Source organism: Bradyrhizobium sp. cf659 (genome assembly GCF_900113725.1).
GTDB lineage: Bacteria > Pseudomonadota > Alphaproteobacteria > Rhizobiales > Xanthobacteraceae > Bradyrhizobium.
The window spans coordinates 570011-584779 of the sequence record NZ_FOQJ01000003.1 but is presented as its reverse complement, the minus strand read 5'-3'; the positions used below and the strand labels follow the sequence as shown (position 1 = coordinate 584779).

The 14769-nt window shown below is 66.0% G+C and carries 14 protein-coding genes; 7 read left to right on the top strand and 7 right to left on the bottom strand.

What is annotated here, in order from left to right; genetic code table 11:
• Positions 1 to 74 precede the first annotated feature (74 nt).
• The 4 genes from BM118_RS16805 to BM118_RS16790 all read right to left on the bottom strand — a co-directional run bounded on the left by BM118_RS16805 (position 75) and on the right by BM118_RS16790 (position 2664).
• A complete protein-coding gene (locus tag BM118_RS16805) occupies positions 75 to 1019 on the bottom strand; it encodes an electron transfer flavoprotein subunit alpha/FixB family protein (RefSeq protein WP_011084196.1) in 945 nt (314 codons plus the stop codon).
• Complete coding sequence (locus BM118_RS16800) at positions 1019 to 1768, bottom strand: electron transfer flavoprotein subunit beta/FixA family protein (protein ID WP_092186641.1); 750 nt, start codon at positions 1766 to 1768, stop codon at positions 1019 to 1021. The genes BM118_RS16805 and BM118_RS16800 overlap by 1 nt, the downstream gene beginning before the upstream one ends.
• 126 nt (positions 1769 to 1894) lie before the next feature.
• Complete coding sequence (locus tag BM118_RS16795; RefSeq protein ID WP_092186640.1) at positions 1895 to 2467, bottom strand: cob(I)yrinic acid a,c-diamide adenosyltransferase; 573 nt, start codon at positions 2465 to 2467, stop codon at positions 1895 to 1897.
• A gap of 2 nt (positions 2468 to 2469) precedes the next feature.
• Positions 2470 to 2664: a twin transmembrane helix small protein gene (locus tag BM118_RS16790; protein ID WP_092186639.1), complete on the bottom strand. Its 195-nt coding sequence runs from the start codon at positions 2662 to 2664 to the stop codon at positions 2470 to 2472.
• Positions 2665 to 2996: 332 nt separating this feature from the next.
• Here BM118_RS16790 and BM118_RS16785 point away from each other — a divergent pair, with 332 nt between their 5' ends.
• Positions 2997 to 3890 (top strand): YihY/virulence factor BrkB family protein, encoded by an 894-nt coding sequence (locus BM118_RS16785; RefSeq protein WP_092186638.1) that lies wholly within the window; start codon positions 2997 to 2999, stop codon positions 3888 to 3890.
• Here BM118_RS16785 and BM118_RS16780 read toward each other — a convergent pair.
• Positions 3817 to 5091, bottom strand: coding sequence for an ATP-binding protein (locus BM118_RS16780; protein ID WP_092186637.1), 1275 nt, complete (start codon positions 5089 to 5091; stop codon positions 3817 to 3819). The genes BM118_RS16785 and BM118_RS16780 overlap by 74 nt on opposite strands.
• A 104-nt stretch (positions 5092 to 5195) precedes the next feature.
• On the bottom strand, positions 5196 to 6068 hold the full coding sequence (gene gluQRS / locus BM118_RS16775; RefSeq protein ID WP_092186636.1) for a tRNA glutamyl-Q(34) synthetase GluQRS: 873 nt from the start codon (positions 6066 to 6068) through the stop codon (positions 5196 to 5198).
• 178 nt (positions 6069 to 6246) lie between these two features.
• Between gluQRS and BM118_RS16770 the strand changes: the two genes are divergently transcribed.
• Entirely contained in the window at positions 6247 to 6900 is a 654-nt protein-coding gene (locus BM118_RS16770; RefSeq protein ID WP_092186635.1) for a DNA-3-methyladenine glycosylase family protein, read from the top strand.
• On the opposite strand, the gene BM118_RS16765 is transcribed toward BM118_RS16770, so the two are convergent.
• On the bottom strand, positions 6897 to 7784 hold the full coding sequence (locus tag BM118_RS16765; RefSeq protein WP_092186634.1) for a LysR family transcriptional regulator: 888 nt from the start codon (positions 7782 to 7784) through the stop codon (positions 6897 to 6899). The two genes, BM118_RS16770 and BM118_RS16765, sit on opposite strands and share 4 nt — an antisense overlap.
• A gap of 182 nt (positions 7785 to 7966) precedes the next feature.
• Here BM118_RS16765 and BM118_RS16760 point away from each other — a divergent pair, with 182 nt between their 5' ends.
• The 5 genes from BM118_RS16760 (at position 7967) to BM118_RS16740 (ending at position 14733) form a co-directional block, all read left to right on the top strand.
• Entirely contained in the window at positions 7967 to 8941 is a 975-nt protein-coding gene (locus BM118_RS16760) for an NAD(P)H-dependent flavin oxidoreductase (RefSeq protein ID WP_092186633.1), read from the top strand.
• A gap of 43 nt (positions 8942 to 8984) precedes the next feature.
• Complete coding sequence (locus tag BM118_RS16755) at positions 8985 to 10169, top strand: ABC transporter substrate-binding protein (protein ID WP_092186632.1); 1185 nt, start codon at positions 8985 to 8987, stop codon at positions 10167 to 10169.
• Between the two features lie 24 nt (positions 10170 to 10193).
• Complete coding sequence (locus BM118_RS16750; RefSeq protein ID WP_092186631.1) at positions 10194 to 11702, top strand: acyl-CoA synthetase; 1509 nt, start codon at positions 10194 to 10196, stop codon at positions 11700 to 11702.
• A gap of 100 nt (positions 11703 to 11802) precedes the next feature.
• The gene (locus BM118_RS16745; protein ID WP_092187033.1) at positions 11803 to 12888 is read left to right on the top strand and encodes a DUF2855 family protein; all 1086 of its coding nucleotides are present in this window, start codon (positions 11803 to 11805) and stop codon (positions 12886 to 12888) included.
• A gap of 78 nt (positions 12889 to 12966) precedes the next feature.
• The gene (locus BM118_RS16740) at positions 12967 to 14733 is read left to right on the top strand and encodes a flavin-containing monooxygenase (protein WP_143099480.1); all 1767 of its coding nucleotides are present in this window, start codon (positions 12967 to 12969) and stop codon (positions 14731 to 14733) included.
• Positions 14734 to 14769: the final 36 nt, after the last annotated feature.

Here is a 14769-nt window from a genome sequence, read left to right as displayed (position 1 = left end):
CGCGCCAAAGAAAACGCCTCAAAAATGAAACACCGGCCGGAGTTTATACCTCCGGCCGGTGTTTTGAACGTCTTTTACTTGCCAAGCTTGCCGAGTTCGGCCGTCAGCTCCGGAACCGCCTGGTAGAGGTCGGCGACCAGGCCGTAATCGGCGACCTGGAAGATCGGCGCGTCCTCGTCCTTGTTGATCGCGACGATCACCTTGGAGTCCTTCATGCCGGCCAGATGCTGGATAGCGCCGGAAATGCCCACCGCGACATAGAGCTCGGGGGCGACGACCTTGCCGGTCTGGCCGACCTGCCAGTCGTTCGGCGCATAGCCGGCGTCCACCGCCGCGCGCGAGGCACCGACGCCCGCGCCGAGCTTGTCGGCGAGCGGCTCGATGTATTTGGCGAAATTCTCACGGCTCTGCATGGCACGGCCACCGGAGACGATGATCTTCGCCGAGGTCAGCTCGGGACGGTCGCTCTTGGCGACCTCCTCGCCGACGAAGGACGACAGGCCCGGATCGGCCGCAGCCTGAACGCTCTCGACCGGCGCGCTGCCGCCTTCGCCCGCCGCGGCGAAGGTGGAGGTCCGCACCGTGATGACCTTCTTGGCGTCCTTCGACTTCACCGTCTGGATGGCGTTGCCGGCATAGATCGGACGCTCATAGGTATCGGGGGCGACCACCTTGATGATCTCGGAGACCTGCATGACGTCGAGCAGGGCTGCGACACGCGGCATCACGTTCTTGAAGCGCGAGGTCGCGGGCGCGACGATCGCATCATAGGACGGGGCCAGCGAGACGATCAGCGCGGCCAGCGGCTCGGCAAGATCGTGCGCGTAAAGCGCGCCATCGGCGAGCAGCACCTTCTTCACGCCTGCGAGCTTGGCGGCGGCGTCCGCCGCGGCCTTGGCACCCTCGCCGGCCACCAGCACCTCGACGTCCGCACCGAGCGCGGCGGCCGCGGTCAGGGCCTTGTTGGTCGCATCCTTCAACGACGCGTTGTCGTGTTCGGCAATCAGAAGCGTCGTCATCAGAGCACCCCGGCTTCGTTCTTGAGTTTCGACACCAGCTCGGCGACGTCCTTGACCTTGACGCCCGGCTTGCGGCCCGCCGGCTCGGTCGTCTTGAGAACCTCGAGGCGCGCGGTGACGTCGACGCCGTAATCGGCGACGGTCTTGTCCGCGATCGGCTTCTTCTTGGCCTTCATGATGTTGGGCAGCGAGGCGTAGCGCGGCTCGTTGAGACGCAGGTCGGTGGTGACGATCGCCGGTCCCTTCAGCTTGACGGTCTGCAAGCCCCCGTCGACTTCGCGGGTGACCTTGAAGTCGGAGCCGTCGACCTCGAGCTTCGAGGCGAACGTCGCCTGCGACCAGCCGAGCAGAGCGGCCAGCATCTGGCCGGTCTGATTGCTGTCGTCGTCGATCGCCTGTTTGCCGAGGATGATCAGGCCCGGCTGCTCTTCCTCAGCGATCTTCTTCAGAATCTTGGCGACGGCGAGCGGCTCGACGGCGCCCTCGGCCTTCACCAGGATGCCGCGATCGGCGCCCATGGCAAGACCGGTGCGGATCGTCTCCGACGCCTGCGCAGGTCCGATGGAAACCACCACGACCTCGGTGGCCTTGCCACCTTCCTTCAGGCGCAGCGCTTCCTCGACCGCGATTTCGTCGAACGGGTTCATCGACATCTTGACGTTGGCGAGTTCAACGCCCGATCCATCGCCCTTGACGCGGACCTTGACGTTGTAATCGACCACCCGCTTTACCGGCACTAAGACCTTCATCGATCCTCTTTCACTCAATTTGGGAGGGGGGTTATCAACTGGCGCGGAACCTAAAGGCCTGACCGGGCCCGGTCAACGCGCGAAGGGGCCAAATTTTAGACCTTAGAAATGCGCCGCTCTAATGGGTCAGCGATTCTGGCCCGGAACCCAGAGCACGTCGCCGGCGCCGTTATGGTTAGCGGCGCGACTGGCCACGAACAGGAAGTCCGACAGGCGATTCATATACTGGATGCCAGCGGCGCCGACCGGCTCGCCCGGCTGGGCCGCCAGTTCCACAATCACGCGTTCCGCCCTGCGGCATATCGTGCGTGCGACATGGAGGTAGGCGGCGGCGGGCGTGCCGCCGGGCAGCACGAAGGAGGTGAGCGGCGCGAGCTTGTCGTTGAGCGCGTCGATGTCGTGTTCGAGTCGCTCGACCTGGCTTGCCACCACCCGCAGCCGTTCCGCCTTGCCTTCCCGCTCCGGCACCGCGAGGTCGGCGCCGAGATCGAACAGATCGTTCTGGATGCGGCCGAGCATCGCATCGAGCTCGGGCGTATCACGGGTGTGGAGACGCACGACGCCGATCGCGGCATTGGTCTCGTCCACCGTGCCATAGGCTTCGATGCGCAGATCGTATTTCGGACGGCGTTCGCCCGAGCCGAGCGCCGTCGTGCCGTCGTCACCAGTCTTCGTATAGATGCGATTCAGTGCAACCATGTTTACCGCCCCATCGCCCAGACCGCGATCATGGCAATGACGATCGCCACGAACTGCAGCAGCACGCGCCAACGCATCAGCTTCTGCGAGGTGTCGGGCGAGCCGCCGCGCATCATGTTGACGAGACCGAGCAGCAGCACCAACGCCACGGCGCCGGCTGCCGCCGGCAGGATGAAAGTACTCAGGATAGATGCCATCGGGGGTAGATAACACCGTGCGCGCCGGTCCGCCATCTCCCCACCCGTCATTCCGGGGCGCGCCAACGGGTCCGCAACGCGGCCCGGTGGCGCGAGCCCGGAATCCATCAAGCAGCGTCACGCGCGGTGAAATGGATTCCGGGCTCGATGCGCCGGGTCGCGCTTTGCGCGGTCCCGTCACATCGCCCCGGAATGACGACTGGGTTGGTTGGCGATCTGGCTTTTAGGCCAATAATATCAGAAGCTGGCTGGATGATTTCCGATTTGCGTCCATCGCAAACCTTCTTCGTCTCTCCCCGCAAGGGGGGAAAGGGAGCAGTACAGGGCCAGCCGTGAAAGCCATCCGCTACATCTACGTCGTCGTGATGGATGCGTTCTACACGTTCCTGGCCGATGACGGCTGGGCGATCGCGAGCCACATCGCGCTGTCGACACTGATGGCGCTGTTCCCGTTCCTGATCGTGCTGACCTCGCTCGCCGGCTTCTTCGGTTCCAAGGAGCTCGCCGACCAGGCCGCCAGCCTGATGCTCGAGGTCTGGCCCAAGCAGGTCTCCGACAGCCTTTCCGGCGAGATCCACGACGTGCTGACCACGACCCGCACCGGCGTGCTGACCATCGGCGCGGCGCTGTCGGTTTATTTCGCCTCGAACGGCGTCGAGGCGCTCCGCGTCGCGCTCAACCGCGCCTACGCGGTGGTGGAGATGCGGCGCTGGTATTGGCTGCGGCTGGAATCGATCGGCTATACGCTGGTTGCGGCCGTCACCGCGCTCGCCATGGCGTTCCTGATCGTGCTCGGCCCGCTCATCATCGAGGCGACGCGGCGCCACATCCCGCTGTTCGTCGAGTCCAACGAGAGCATCCTCACCTGGCTGCGCTACGGCATCACCATCGGCGCGCTGGTGGTGGCGCTGATCATCCTGCATGCGTGGCTGCCGGCGGGGCGGCGCAGCTTCCTCCAGATCCTGCCCGGCATCGTCTTCACCGTGGTGGCGTCGCTGATCTCGGGCATCGTGTTCGGGCAATATCTGGCGCGCTTCGCCAACAATTACGTGACGATGTATGCGGGGCTGGCCTCGGTGATCATCGCGCTGGTGTTTCTGTATTTCATCGCCGCGATCTTCGTCTACGGCGGCGAGCTCAACGCCGCGATCATCAAGTCGCGGCTACCTCACGGCGTGTCGCTTCAAGCAGCGCAGTCGCTAAAGCACGCGGAGACACGGGCTTGACCAGGAAGGCGTCGGCGCCCGCCTCGCGCGAGGCCGCCTCGTCCTCGCCACGCCCGGAGACGCCGATGATGGGGATTCGAGCGAGCGGCGCCGGCATGGTGCGGATCCGCCGGATGGCCTCGACGCCGTCGATGCCCGGCAGCACCATGTCCATCAGCACCGCGTCGAAGGCCCCCTGCGCGAGCCGGTTCACCGCATCCTCGCCGCGTCCGATGAACTCGGCATGATGGCCGAGCTCGGTCAGAATGGTGTTGAGCACGACGCGGCCGAACGGATTGTCCTCGACGCTGAGCACGCGCAGCGCGGCCGCCGCATCGGCCTCGGCCTCGCCCTTCGCCTTGCGGGACCTGGCCGGTCCCGCCGCGTCCAGCGACACCGTCAATGTGAAGGTGGCGCCGCCGCCGCGGCGCGGTGCGACCGAGATGTCGCCGCCCATCGCGCGCGCCAGCTGCTTCACCGAGGATAGTCCGAGCCCGGCGCCACCGAAGCGCGAGGCGATGGTGACATTGGCCTGGGTGAACGGGCGGAACAGCCGCTTGATCTCGGCCATGGTCAGGCCGATGCCGCTGTCGGACACCGCGAAGGCGACGCCAACCCTGCCCTTCGTCTTGTCTTTTTTCTTGCCTTTGGCCGGACGCCAGGGCGCGACCACGAGCGCCACGCCGCCCTGGTCGGTGAACTTCACCGCATTGTCGATGAGGTTCTCAAGTGCGGCGCGCAGGCGGACGGGATCGCCGACCACCAGCCCCGGCAGCTTTTCGGAGAGCTCGACCTGGGCCTGGAGGCCCTTGGCCGCGGCGCGCCCGGCCAGCGAATCGCCCGCGCTGCGGGCCAGCGCCCGCAGGTCGAACAGGTCCTGCCGCAGCGCGCTGCCGTTCTTTCCAGATCCCTTGCCGGACCGGGCAGCGTCCACGAACAGGGTGGCAAGGCTCGCCAGATGCTCGGCGCCGGCCTTGATGGTGTCAGCCCAGCGTCGTTCCCGCTCCCCGAGATCCGAGGTCGCGAGCAGGTCGCTGATCGCAAGAATGCCGGTCAGGGGGGTGCGGACCTCATGGGCAAAGGCGGCAAGCGCCGCCTGGACCACGTCCGGCGTGACCGCCTTGGTGCTGCGCTTGCGCACCTTTCCGGCCGCCCCGGACCGCCTCCGAGGCAGTCGCCTGGACGTCCGCGTGGTGCGCGCTGCCCGCGTTTTCGCCGCCATAATTCCCCTTCGAAGTATCCCCTTCGAACCCCGGGCCGTCCAATAAGCATGGCACGGCGGAACACCCGGAGTCACGGCGGTGTTTGGCTAAACCCCAGAGAAACTTAACCTAATCCCACCAGACGGCGGATGCTGGCGGGCGATGCACCAGCGTCGCACAACTCCCGCAGACCGGTCGAGCGGGTCGATTTCGACAGCTTCCGCCCGGCTTCGTCCCGAATCAGGCCGTGGTGGCGATAGGCGGGTTCCGGCAGGCCAAGCAGGGTTTGCAGCAGGCGGTGGACGGAGGTGGCGTGAAACAGGTCCTGGCCACGCACCACCTCGCTGATCCCCTGGAGGGCGTCGTCGACGACCACGGACAAATGGTAGCTGGTCGGCGTCTCCTTGCGGGCCAGGATCACGTCTCCCCAGGCCTCGGGCCGCGCGGGAACAACGCCCCGCTCGCCATCGGGCCCCTCGCCCAGCTCATGCCAGGCCAGGCCGGCAACGCGCCGGCAGGCAGCCGCCATGTCGAGCCGGAGCGCATAAGGCGCGCCGGATGTGATCAGCCGTGCCCGCTCGCCGGCGGACAGCGACTTGGCGTCTCCGGGGTAAAGCGGCGCGCCATCGGGATCGCGCGGCCACGGCCCGTGGGCCTCGCGCGCGGCGACCAGCTTTGCGATCTCGGCGCGGCTTTCGAAGGCGGGATAGACGAGGCCGAGTGCAGAGAGCTTGTCCAGCGCGGCGCGGTAATCGGAAAGATGCTCCGACTGCCGCCGCACCGGTGTTTCCCAGGCAATGCCGAACCAGGCGAGGTCTTCGTAGATTGCCGCTTCATACTCAGGCCGGCAGCGCGTCGCGTCGATGTCCTCGATCCGCAGCAACAGCCGCCCGCCAGCCTCGCGCGCGCGGTCGAAGTTGAGCAGCGCCGAATAGGCATGGCCGAGATGCAGGAAGCCGTTCGGGCTCGGAGCAAATCGGAAAACGGGTGGCGACATATGACAGGATCTCGTCATGGCCGGGCTTGACCCGGCCATCCATCTTCCATGACTCTGTTACGATTGGAGATGGATGCGCGGGTCCCGCCTGCGCCGAAGGCTTCGGCGAGCTTCTCGGTATTGGGCCGGCGTAGCTTTAGCAGAGACGGCAAGCCCGCGCATGACGAGTTAGGCCACAATGACCATCCACCTCGAAACCCAGTCCGATCTCGAAGAGGCCGTCCAGGCGCTGGTGAAGCGCGACCCGCGGCTCAAGCCCGTGCTTGCTGCTGCGGGCATGCCGGCCTTGCGGCGACGCGAACCGGGCTTCACCGGGCTCGCGCATATCGTCTGCGGGCAGCAGCTCTCGACCGCGAGCGCCGCGGCGATCTGGGGGCGGCTGTCCGCCGCCTTCGATCCGTTCGATCATGAGGCAGTACGCCGCGCGCGCACCGACCGGCTGGGACGACTTGGCCTGTCCGCCGCCAAGATCAAGACGCTGAAGCACCTTGCGCGCGAGATCAGGGCGGAGCGGCTGAACCTCGACGTGCTCGCCGAGGAAGATGCCGACGCCGCGCATCACACGCTGATCTCGCTGCCCGGCATCGGACCGTGGACGGCGGACGTCTATCTCCTGTTTTGCCTCGGCCATGGCGATGCCTGGCCGGCCGGCGACCTCGCGGTGCAGGAGGGCATCAAGATCGGTCTCGGCCTCGAGGCACGGCCGACGGAGAAGCAGATGGCGCCGCTCGCCGAGCCCTGGCGTCCGCTGCGCGGCGCGGCGGCGCATCTGTGGTGGAGCTATTACCGCGCGGTGAAGAAGCGCGAGGGCGTTCTGGCCGGATCAAACTAGCCCCGCAGTCGCTCGCGATCGGCGCGGGCGCATTCGGCCACGAAGTCGACGACGGCGCGCACCGCAGACAGCTCCACCAGGTCGGGATGGGCGAGCAGCCAGAGATCGGCGATGCTGACGAGCTTCTGCGGTGCGACGCGCACCAGTTCCGGATAGCTCTCCGCGACGAAGCAGGACAGCGCGGAGATTCCAATCCCGGCACGGACCGCGGCCAGCATGTCGCCCTGCGACGAGCAGCGCATCACGACGGTGCCCTGACGCGTGATCGTATCACTCCAGCGCGCCAGCTGCGCGTTCGAACCCTGATCGGCAAAGCCGATGACGCTGTGCCCCTTCCACTCACCGCTCCGCTCCGGCAGGGAGCGGCCGGCGGCATAGTTGCGCGAGGCGTAGAAGCCGGTGCCGAGACGGCCGATCTTGCGACCAACCAGATTTTCCTCGCCGCTGTCGACCGGTCGCAGCACGACGTCGGCCTCCCGGCGGCGCACGCTGGCCGGAAACGGATGGGTGATGATCTCGAGCCGGATGTGATCGTGCTCGTCGAGGAAGGATCGCAGCCGCGGCATCAGCCAATGCGAGGCCAGTGTCGCCCCGATCGACAGCTTGACCGTGCCGCGCGCCTTGCGCCCTCCGGCGCCAACCGCGGCCTCGGCCCGGAGTGCGGCGGCCGCCATCGCCTCGGCATGCTCGCGCAGCGTCCGGCCATCGGCGGTGAGCACCAATCCATCCGCGGCACGCGCCAGCAGTTTGGTGCCGAGCTGCGCCTCCAGCGCCGCGATCTTGCGGCTGACGGTCGGGTGGCTGGCGTGCAGCCGCCGCGCCGCGGCGGTGAAGCTGCCGGTATCGGCGACCGCGACGAAGGTTTTGCAGAGGTCCCAATCCATCGCCGCCTCCGTTCAATTATGAATATCAGCTTGTTCAATATTGAACGATCCCCTCCCCGCCGTCCAATCTATAGTGGGGTCAAACCGCCGGGCGGAGACACTCAGCCGGCGCGACAAATCGACATGGAAGCGCTCATCATCGGCCGAAAGAACCGGCGGATGCGCGTTATCAGGAGGACCCGATGGCACTGCCCGCTCTGCTCAAAAACAATCTGGAGCTGCCCGTCGTCGGCTCGCCACTCTTCCTCGTCTCCGGACCGGAGCTGGTGATCGCCCAGTGCAAGGCGGGCGTCGTCGGCTCGTTCCCCGCACTCAACGCCCGTCCGGTCGAGAAGCTCGACGAGTGGCTGAGCCGCATCGAGGACGAGCTCGGCGAATACAAATCGCGCAATCCCGGCAAGAAGGTCGCACCCTACGCCGTCAACCAGATCTGCCACGCCTCCAACGACCGGTTGATGAGGGACATGGAGACCTGCGTGAAGCACAGGACGCCCATCATCATCACCTCGCTGCGGCCGCCGGCCGAGATCGTCGAAGCTGCGCACTCCTATGGCGGGCTGGTGTTCCACGACGTCATCAACGTCAAGCACGCGCGCAAGGCCGCGGAGCAAGGCGTCGACGGGCTGATCCTGGTGTGCGCCGGTGCCGGCGGCCATGCCGGCACGCTGTCGCCGTTCGCGCTGGTGCGCGAGGTCAAGCAATGGTTCAAGGGCACCATCCTGTTGTCGGGTGCGATCGGCGACGGCTTCGGCGTCGCCTCCGCCGTGACGCTCGGCGCCGATCTCGCCTATATCGGCACCCGCTTCATCGCGACCGCCGAGGCCAACGCCGCCGATGACTACAAGAGTGCGCTGGTGCAGCATGCGGCGCACGACATCGTCTACACGAACCTGTTCACCGGCGTGCACGGCAACTATCTGGGCCCGTCGATCGCCGCCGCCGGGCTCGATCCGGACAATCTGCCGGTTGCCGACAAGACGAAGATGAACTTCGGCTCCGGCGGCAATATGAAATCGAAGGCGTGGCGCGACATCTGGGGCTCGGGCCAGGGCATCGGCCAGATCACCGACGCGCCGCCAGTCGCCGAGCTCGTCGACAGGATGAAAGCGGAGTTCGACCAGGCTCGTCAGGATTTCCTGATGCGTGCCAGCGCCTGACATCTCGGACTAACAAGACTGACAAGAAGAACGGGAGGACATCATGAAACTGGCAGCCGCACTGCTCGGCCTGTCGTTGCTGACGCTCGCGACCGGGACCGCCCGCGCCGAAGGCAGCAACGAGATCCGCATCGGCCAGACCCTGCCCTATAGCGGCCCGGCCTCCGGCTTCGGCGCGATCGGACGGACCCAGGAGGCTTTCTTCGAGAAGGTCAATGCCGAAGGCGGCATCAACGGCCGCAACGTCAAGTTCATCACGCTGGACGACGCCTACTCGCCGCCGAAGACGGTCGAGCAGACCCGCAAGCTGGTGGAGCAGGACGAGGTGCTGATGATGTTCGGCTCGCTCGGCACCGCCACCAACAGCGCCGTGCAGCGTTACCTCAACGGCAAGAAGGTGCCGCAACTGTTCGTACTCTCCGGCGCGACGAAATGGGCCGATCCGCAGAAATATCCGTGGACCATGCCCGGCATGGCCGCCTACGAATCCGAGGGCGTGGTCTATGCCAAGCACGTGCTGCGCACCAAGCCCGGCGCGAAGATCGCCATCCTGTCCCAGAACGACGATTTCGGCCGCGACTATGTTGCGGGCTTCAAGCGCGCGCTGGGCGACAAGGCCGCGAGCATGATCATCGCGGAGCAGACCTACGAGACCAGTGCGCCGACGATCAGCTCGCAGCTCTTCACCCTGAAGGCATCGGGCGCCGACGTGCTGTTCGGCGTCGTGCTCGGCAAATTCACCTCGCAGATGGTCAAGGGCGTCGCCGAGATCGGCTGGAAGCCCGAACTGTTCTTCGTGCCGACGTCGGCCTCGTCGATCTCGTTCCTCGAGCCGGCAGGGCTCGACAACGCCATCGGCCTGATCTCGTCGAGCAACCAGAAGGACACGATGGACCCGCAATGGGCCAGCGATCCCGGCGTGAAGGACTATTTTGCCTTCATGAAGCAATACATGCCGACTGCGGATCTCTCCAACTCCAACTACGCAGCCGGCTACCACTATGCCACGCTACTGATGACGGTGCTGAAGGCATGCAAGGATGATTTCAGCCGCGACAACATCATGCGCCAGGCGGCCTCACTGAAAGAAGTGAAGCTCCCGCTGCTGCTGCCGGGCATGTCTGTGACGACCGGCCCCGACGACTATCTGCCGTTCCAGCAGCTTCAGCTCCGCCGCTTCAACGGCAAGAGCTGGGTCGGGTTCGGCGACGTGCTGGATGATCGCTAGACTCGAGCTGAACAGGGACACGCCATGATCATCAGCGGTGAACGCCGGATTGGCTATGACGAGATCCAGGCGCGCATCAGGCGGGCGGCCAGCGGGCTTCGCGAGCTCGGCCTCGCCGAGGGCGCTCCGGTGGCCATGATGCTGCGCAACGATTTTGCGCTGTTCGAGGTGGTTGCGGCCTCCGCCGCACTGGGCAGTCCGGTGGTGCCGATCAACTGGCATCTCAAGGCCGACGAGGTCCGCTACATCCTGACCGACAGCGGCGCAAAAATCCTGGTCTGCCACGCCGACCTGCTGCCGCAGATTCGCGCCGGCCTGCCGGCCGACGTCCGCCTCCTCGTCGTTGCAACACCGCCCGAGCTCGCAACGACCTTCGCGATTGCCCCCGATCTGACCGAGGTCCCGGCGGGACTGACCGATTGGGACCGCTGGCGCGACGGCCATCCGGAAAGGCAGGAGCCGCCTCGCCGGGCCGCAGCGATGATCTACACTTCGGGGACCACGGGCATGCCGAAGGGCGTGCGGCGGATGCCGATGCAGCCCGAACAGGCGGCCGCCTCCGAGCGCGTCGGTGCGATCGCCTATGGCATCAAGCCGCGCGACAACCAGGTCGTGCTGATCAACGGCCCGATGTATCACTCGGCACCGCACTCCTACGGCATGCTGGCGTTCCGCAGCGGCTGCACCATCGTCCTCCAGGCCCGGTTCGACGCCGAAGAGCTGTTGGCGCTGATCGAGCGCCGCCGCGTCACGCATATTCACATGGTGCCGACCATGTTCGTCCGGCTGCTGCGGCTGCCCGAGGCCGTGAGACAGCGCTACGATCTCTCGTCGCTCCGCTTCGTCGTGCACGGCGCCGCGCCCTGCCCGCCCGAGATCAAGCGGGCCATGATCGATTGGTGGGGACCGGTCATCAACGAATATTTCGGCTCGACCGAGACCGGGATTCCGGTATGGCACTCGGCCGAAGAAGCTCTGAAGAAACCAGGGACGGTCGGCCGCGCCATCGACGGCGGCATCGTCAAGATTTTTCGCGACGACGGCAGCCTCTGCGGCGCTGGTGAGGTCGGCGAGATCTACATGCGCCAGACGGCCGTCCCCGATTTCGACTATCACGGCAAGGCGCGGGCCGAGGCGGGGCGTGACGGTCTCGTCAGCGTCGGCGACGTCGGCTATCTCGACGAAGACGGCTATCTGTTCCTGTGCGACCGCAAGCGCGACATGGTGATCTCAGGCGGCGTCAACATCTATCCCGCCGAGATCGAGAACGTGCTGATCACGATGCCCGGCGTGCGCGACTGCGCCGTGTTCGGCATCCCCGACGCCGAATTTGGCGAGCGGCTGTGCGCCTGCATCGAGCCGGAGACGGGCGCGCAGCTCTCAGCTGCCGCGGTGCACGCTTTTCTGCGCGAGCGATTGGCAAACTTCAAGGTGCCGAGGGAGGTCCAGTTTCTGGATGCGCTGCCGCGGGAGGCAACGGGGAAGATCTTCAAGCGGAAGCTGCGCGATCCCTACTGGGCGAACCACACCTAGCGGGACCTGGACAAACAGCGTTTAAAACTATGTTGAGGTTGCAAACGCGGCGCGCATGGTCGATGAGATGCCGGTGCGGATCAGAGCCGGGATCGACATCATGACAGCCACCGACTTCATCGTTGCACGGGACGATCTCGAAACCTGCAAGACGATCGCGACCGAGCTTCCCGCGGCGGATGCGCTGCCGCAGGATGCGCTGCTGGTGAAGGTCGAGCGCTTCGCGCTCACCGCCAACAACATCACCTATGCCGTGATGGGCGACGAGCTGAAATACTGGCAGATCTTTCCGGCGCCGCACGGCTTCGGCAACATTCCGGTGTGGGGTTTTGGCGAGGTGATCGCCTCGAAACATCCGAACATCCCGGCAGGCGAGCGCCTGTTCGGCTACTTTCCGATAGCGACGCATCTGGTCATCGAGGCGACCGACGTCAGCAAGCGCGGCTTGCGCGACGGAGCTGCGCATCGGCAAGGCGTGGCGCCGGTCTACAATCTCTACTCCCGCGTCACCGGCGATCCCGCCTATGCCGGCCGGCAGGGCGACTATCAGGCACTGCTGCGACCGCTGTTCATGCTGTCGTTCCTGGTCGACGACTTCCTCGCCGAGAACGACGATTTCGGCGCGCGGACCGTGCTGCTGTCGAGCGCCTCGAGCAAGACCGCGTTCGGCCTTGCGCATCTGTTGCACACACGCGGCCGCAAGGTGATCGGCCTGACCTCAGCCGGCAATACCGGCTTCGTGACGTCGCTCGGATGTTACGACGAGGTCGTCACCTATGACCGCGTGACGTCCTTGCCATCGAATGCGCCGGTCGCCTTCGTCGACATGGCCGGCAGCAGCGCCCTGCGCGCCGAACTGCACCGGCATTTTGGCGACCAGATGAAATGCTCGGTGCGCGTCGGATTGACGCATCGCGCCACCGATGCCGACGAAGGCGCCCTGCCCGGCGCAAAACCGCGCTGGTTCTTCGCGCCCGACCACATTCGCAAGCGGGCGAAGGATTGGGGCCCGGGCGGCATCGAGCAGCGCTTTGGCGCGGCATGGTCGGGCTTTGCGCCGCGGCTGGAGCGATGCCTGAGTGTGGTCGAGAGCCGCGGACCCGAGGCGGTGCGGCAGGTCTATCTCGACACACTGAAGGGCCGCATTCCGCCGGAGCAGGGCCACATGCTCTCACTGCTCGGTTAAGACGCTTTCGACGGCCTGAGAACCGGTATAGCGTTTGACCTCAGAGGAAACGCCGCGAAGACGGCCACGAGGTCGCGAATGCTGGACAGGACGAAGGATATTTCCGTCGCCGCGCAGGCCTGGCTCGATGAATTCGCGGGCGCGCTGGGCAAGCCAGACCCCGCCGCCGCGCTGGACCGCCTCTTCCTCGCCGACAGCTTTTGGCGCGACGTGCTGGCGCTGAGCTGGAACTTGCAAACGCTGGCCGGTCGCAGCGCTATCGCGCAGGCGTTCGCCGCGCTCGCGTCCAGGGCTGCGCCGGCCCAGTTCGAGATCGCACCGAACCGTGCGCCACCGCGCTGGGTGACGCGCGCCGGCATCGGCAGCATCGAAGCCATCTTCAATTTCGAAACCGCGCTCGGCCGCGGCAGCGGCATCCTGCGGCTCGTGCCTGATAGCACCGACGGCGACCGGTTGAAGGCGTGGACGCTGCTGACCGCGCTCGACGAGCTCAAAGGCTTCGAGGAACAGCTCGGCACGTCGCGGCCGCGCGGCCAGGCCTATTCGCGCGATTTCCGCGGGCCGAACTGGCTCGACCAGCGCAACGCATCGCGCGACTACGCCGATCGCGACCCGGCCGTGCTGGTGGTCGGCGGCGGCCAGGCCGGGCTCGCCATCGCGGCACGGCTGAAGCAGCTGAAGGTCGATACCTTGATCGTCGATCGCAAGACGCGGATCGGCGACAATTGGCGCAAGCGCTATCACGCGCTCACCCTGCACAACCAGGTGCAGGTCAATCACCTGCCCTACATGCCGTTCCCGCCGAGCTGGCCGGTCTATATCCCCAAGGACAAGCTCGCGAACTGGTTCGAGGCTTACGTCGATGCCATGGAGCTGAACTTCTGGACCGGCACCGAGTTCGAGGGCGGCGCCTACGACGAGGCGAACGGCCACTGGACCGTCACGCTGCGCCGCGCCGACGGCGGCAAGCGCACCATGCATCCACGCCATGTGGTGATGGCGACCGGCGTCAGCGGCATCGCCAATGTTCCTGACATTCCGACCCTCGCCAATTTCAAGGGCACGCTGGTGCATTCCAGCCGCTACGAGGACGGCGAGAACTGGGCAGGCAAGCGCGCCATTGTCATCGGCACCGGCAACAGCGGCCACGACATCGCGCAGGACCTCCACTCCAGCGGCGCCGAGGTGACGCTGGTGCAGCGCTCGCCGACGCTGGTCACCAATATCGAGCCGTCGGCGCAGCTCGCCTACGCGACCTACAATGAGGGCACGCTCGAGGACAACGATCTGATCGCGACCTCGATGCCGACGCCGCTCGCGAAGAAGACCCATGTGATGCTGACGGAGCAGTCGAAGGGGCTCGACAAGGAGCTGCTCGACGGCCTCTCGCACGTCGGCTTCAAGCTCGACTTCGGCGAGGCCGGCACCGGCTGGCAGTTCAAATACCTCACCCGCGGCGGCGGCTATTACTTCAACGTCGGCTGCTCCAACCTCATCGTCGAGGGCGCGATCAAGCTGAAGCAGTTTTCCGACATTGAGGGTTTTACCGCCGAGGGCGCGCGGATGAAGGACGGCACGACCATTCCGGCCGACCTGATCGTGCTCTCGACCGGCTACAAACCGCAGGAATATCTGGTGCGAAAGCTGTTCGGCGATGGCGTCGCCGACCGCGTCGGCCCGGTCTGGGGATTTGGCGAAGGCTTCGAGCTGCGCAACATGTATGTGCGCACAAAGCAGCCCGGCCTGTGGTTCATCGCCGGCAGCCTCGCGCAGTGCCGGATCAACTCGAAATATCTCGCGCTCCAGATCAAGGCCCTCGAAGAAGGGATTTTGGGGCGGACGTAGACACAGCCGTCATTCCGGGGTGCGCGCAGCGCGAAC

Bases quoted from the DNA above. Each gene is read 5' to 3' on its own strand.
- BM118_RS16750 (WP_092186631.1), top strand. From the start codon at position 10,194: ATGATCATCAGCGGTGAACGCCGGATTGGCTATGACGAGATCCAGGCG.
- BM118_RS16760 (WP_092186633.1), top strand. From the start codon at position 7,967: ATGGCACTGCCCGCTCTGCTCAAAAACAATCTGGAGCTGCCCGTCGTC.
- BM118_RS16755 (WP_092186632.1), top strand. From the start codon at position 8,985: ATGAAACTGGCAGCCGCACTGCTCGGCCTGTCGTTGCTGACGCTCGCG.
- BM118_RS16790 (WP_092186639.1), bottom strand. From the start codon at position 2,664: ATGGCATCTATCCTGAGTACTTTCATCCTGCCGGCGGCAGCCGGCGCC.
- gluQRS (WP_092186636.1), bottom strand. From the start codon at position 6,068: ATGTCGCCACCCGTTTTCCGATTTGCTCCGAGCCCGAACGGCTTCCTG.
- BM118_RS16740 (WP_143099480.1), top strand. From the start codon at position 12,967: ATGCTGGACAGGACGAAGGATATTTCCGTCGCCGCGCAGGCCTGGCTC.
- BM118_RS16780 (WP_092186637.1), bottom strand. From the start codon at position 5,091: ATGGCGGCGAAAACGCGGGCAGCGCGCACCACGCGGACGTCCAGGCGA.
- BM118_RS16805 (WP_011084196.1), bottom strand. From the start codon at position 1,019: ATGACGACGCTTCTGATTGCCGAACACGACAACGCGTCGTTGAAGGAT.
- BM118_RS16745 (WP_092187033.1), top strand. From the start codon at position 11,803: ATGACAGCCACCGACTTCATCGTTGCACGGGACGATCTCGAAACCTGC.
- BM118_RS16795 (WP_092186640.1), bottom strand. From the start codon at position 2,467: ATGGTTGCACTGAATCGCATCTATACGAAGACTGGTGACGACGGCACG.
- BM118_RS16770 (WP_092186635.1), top strand. From the start codon at position 6,247: ATGACCATCCACCTCGAAACCCAGTCCGATCTCGAAGAGGCCGTCCAG.
- BM118_RS16765 (WP_092186634.1), bottom strand. From the start codon at position 7,784: ATGGATTGGGACCTCTGCAAAACCTTCGTCGCGGTCGCCGATACCGGC.
- BM118_RS16800 (WP_092186641.1), bottom strand. From the start codon at position 1,768: ATGAAGGTCTTAGTGCCGGTAAAGCGGGTGGTCGATTACAACGTCAAG.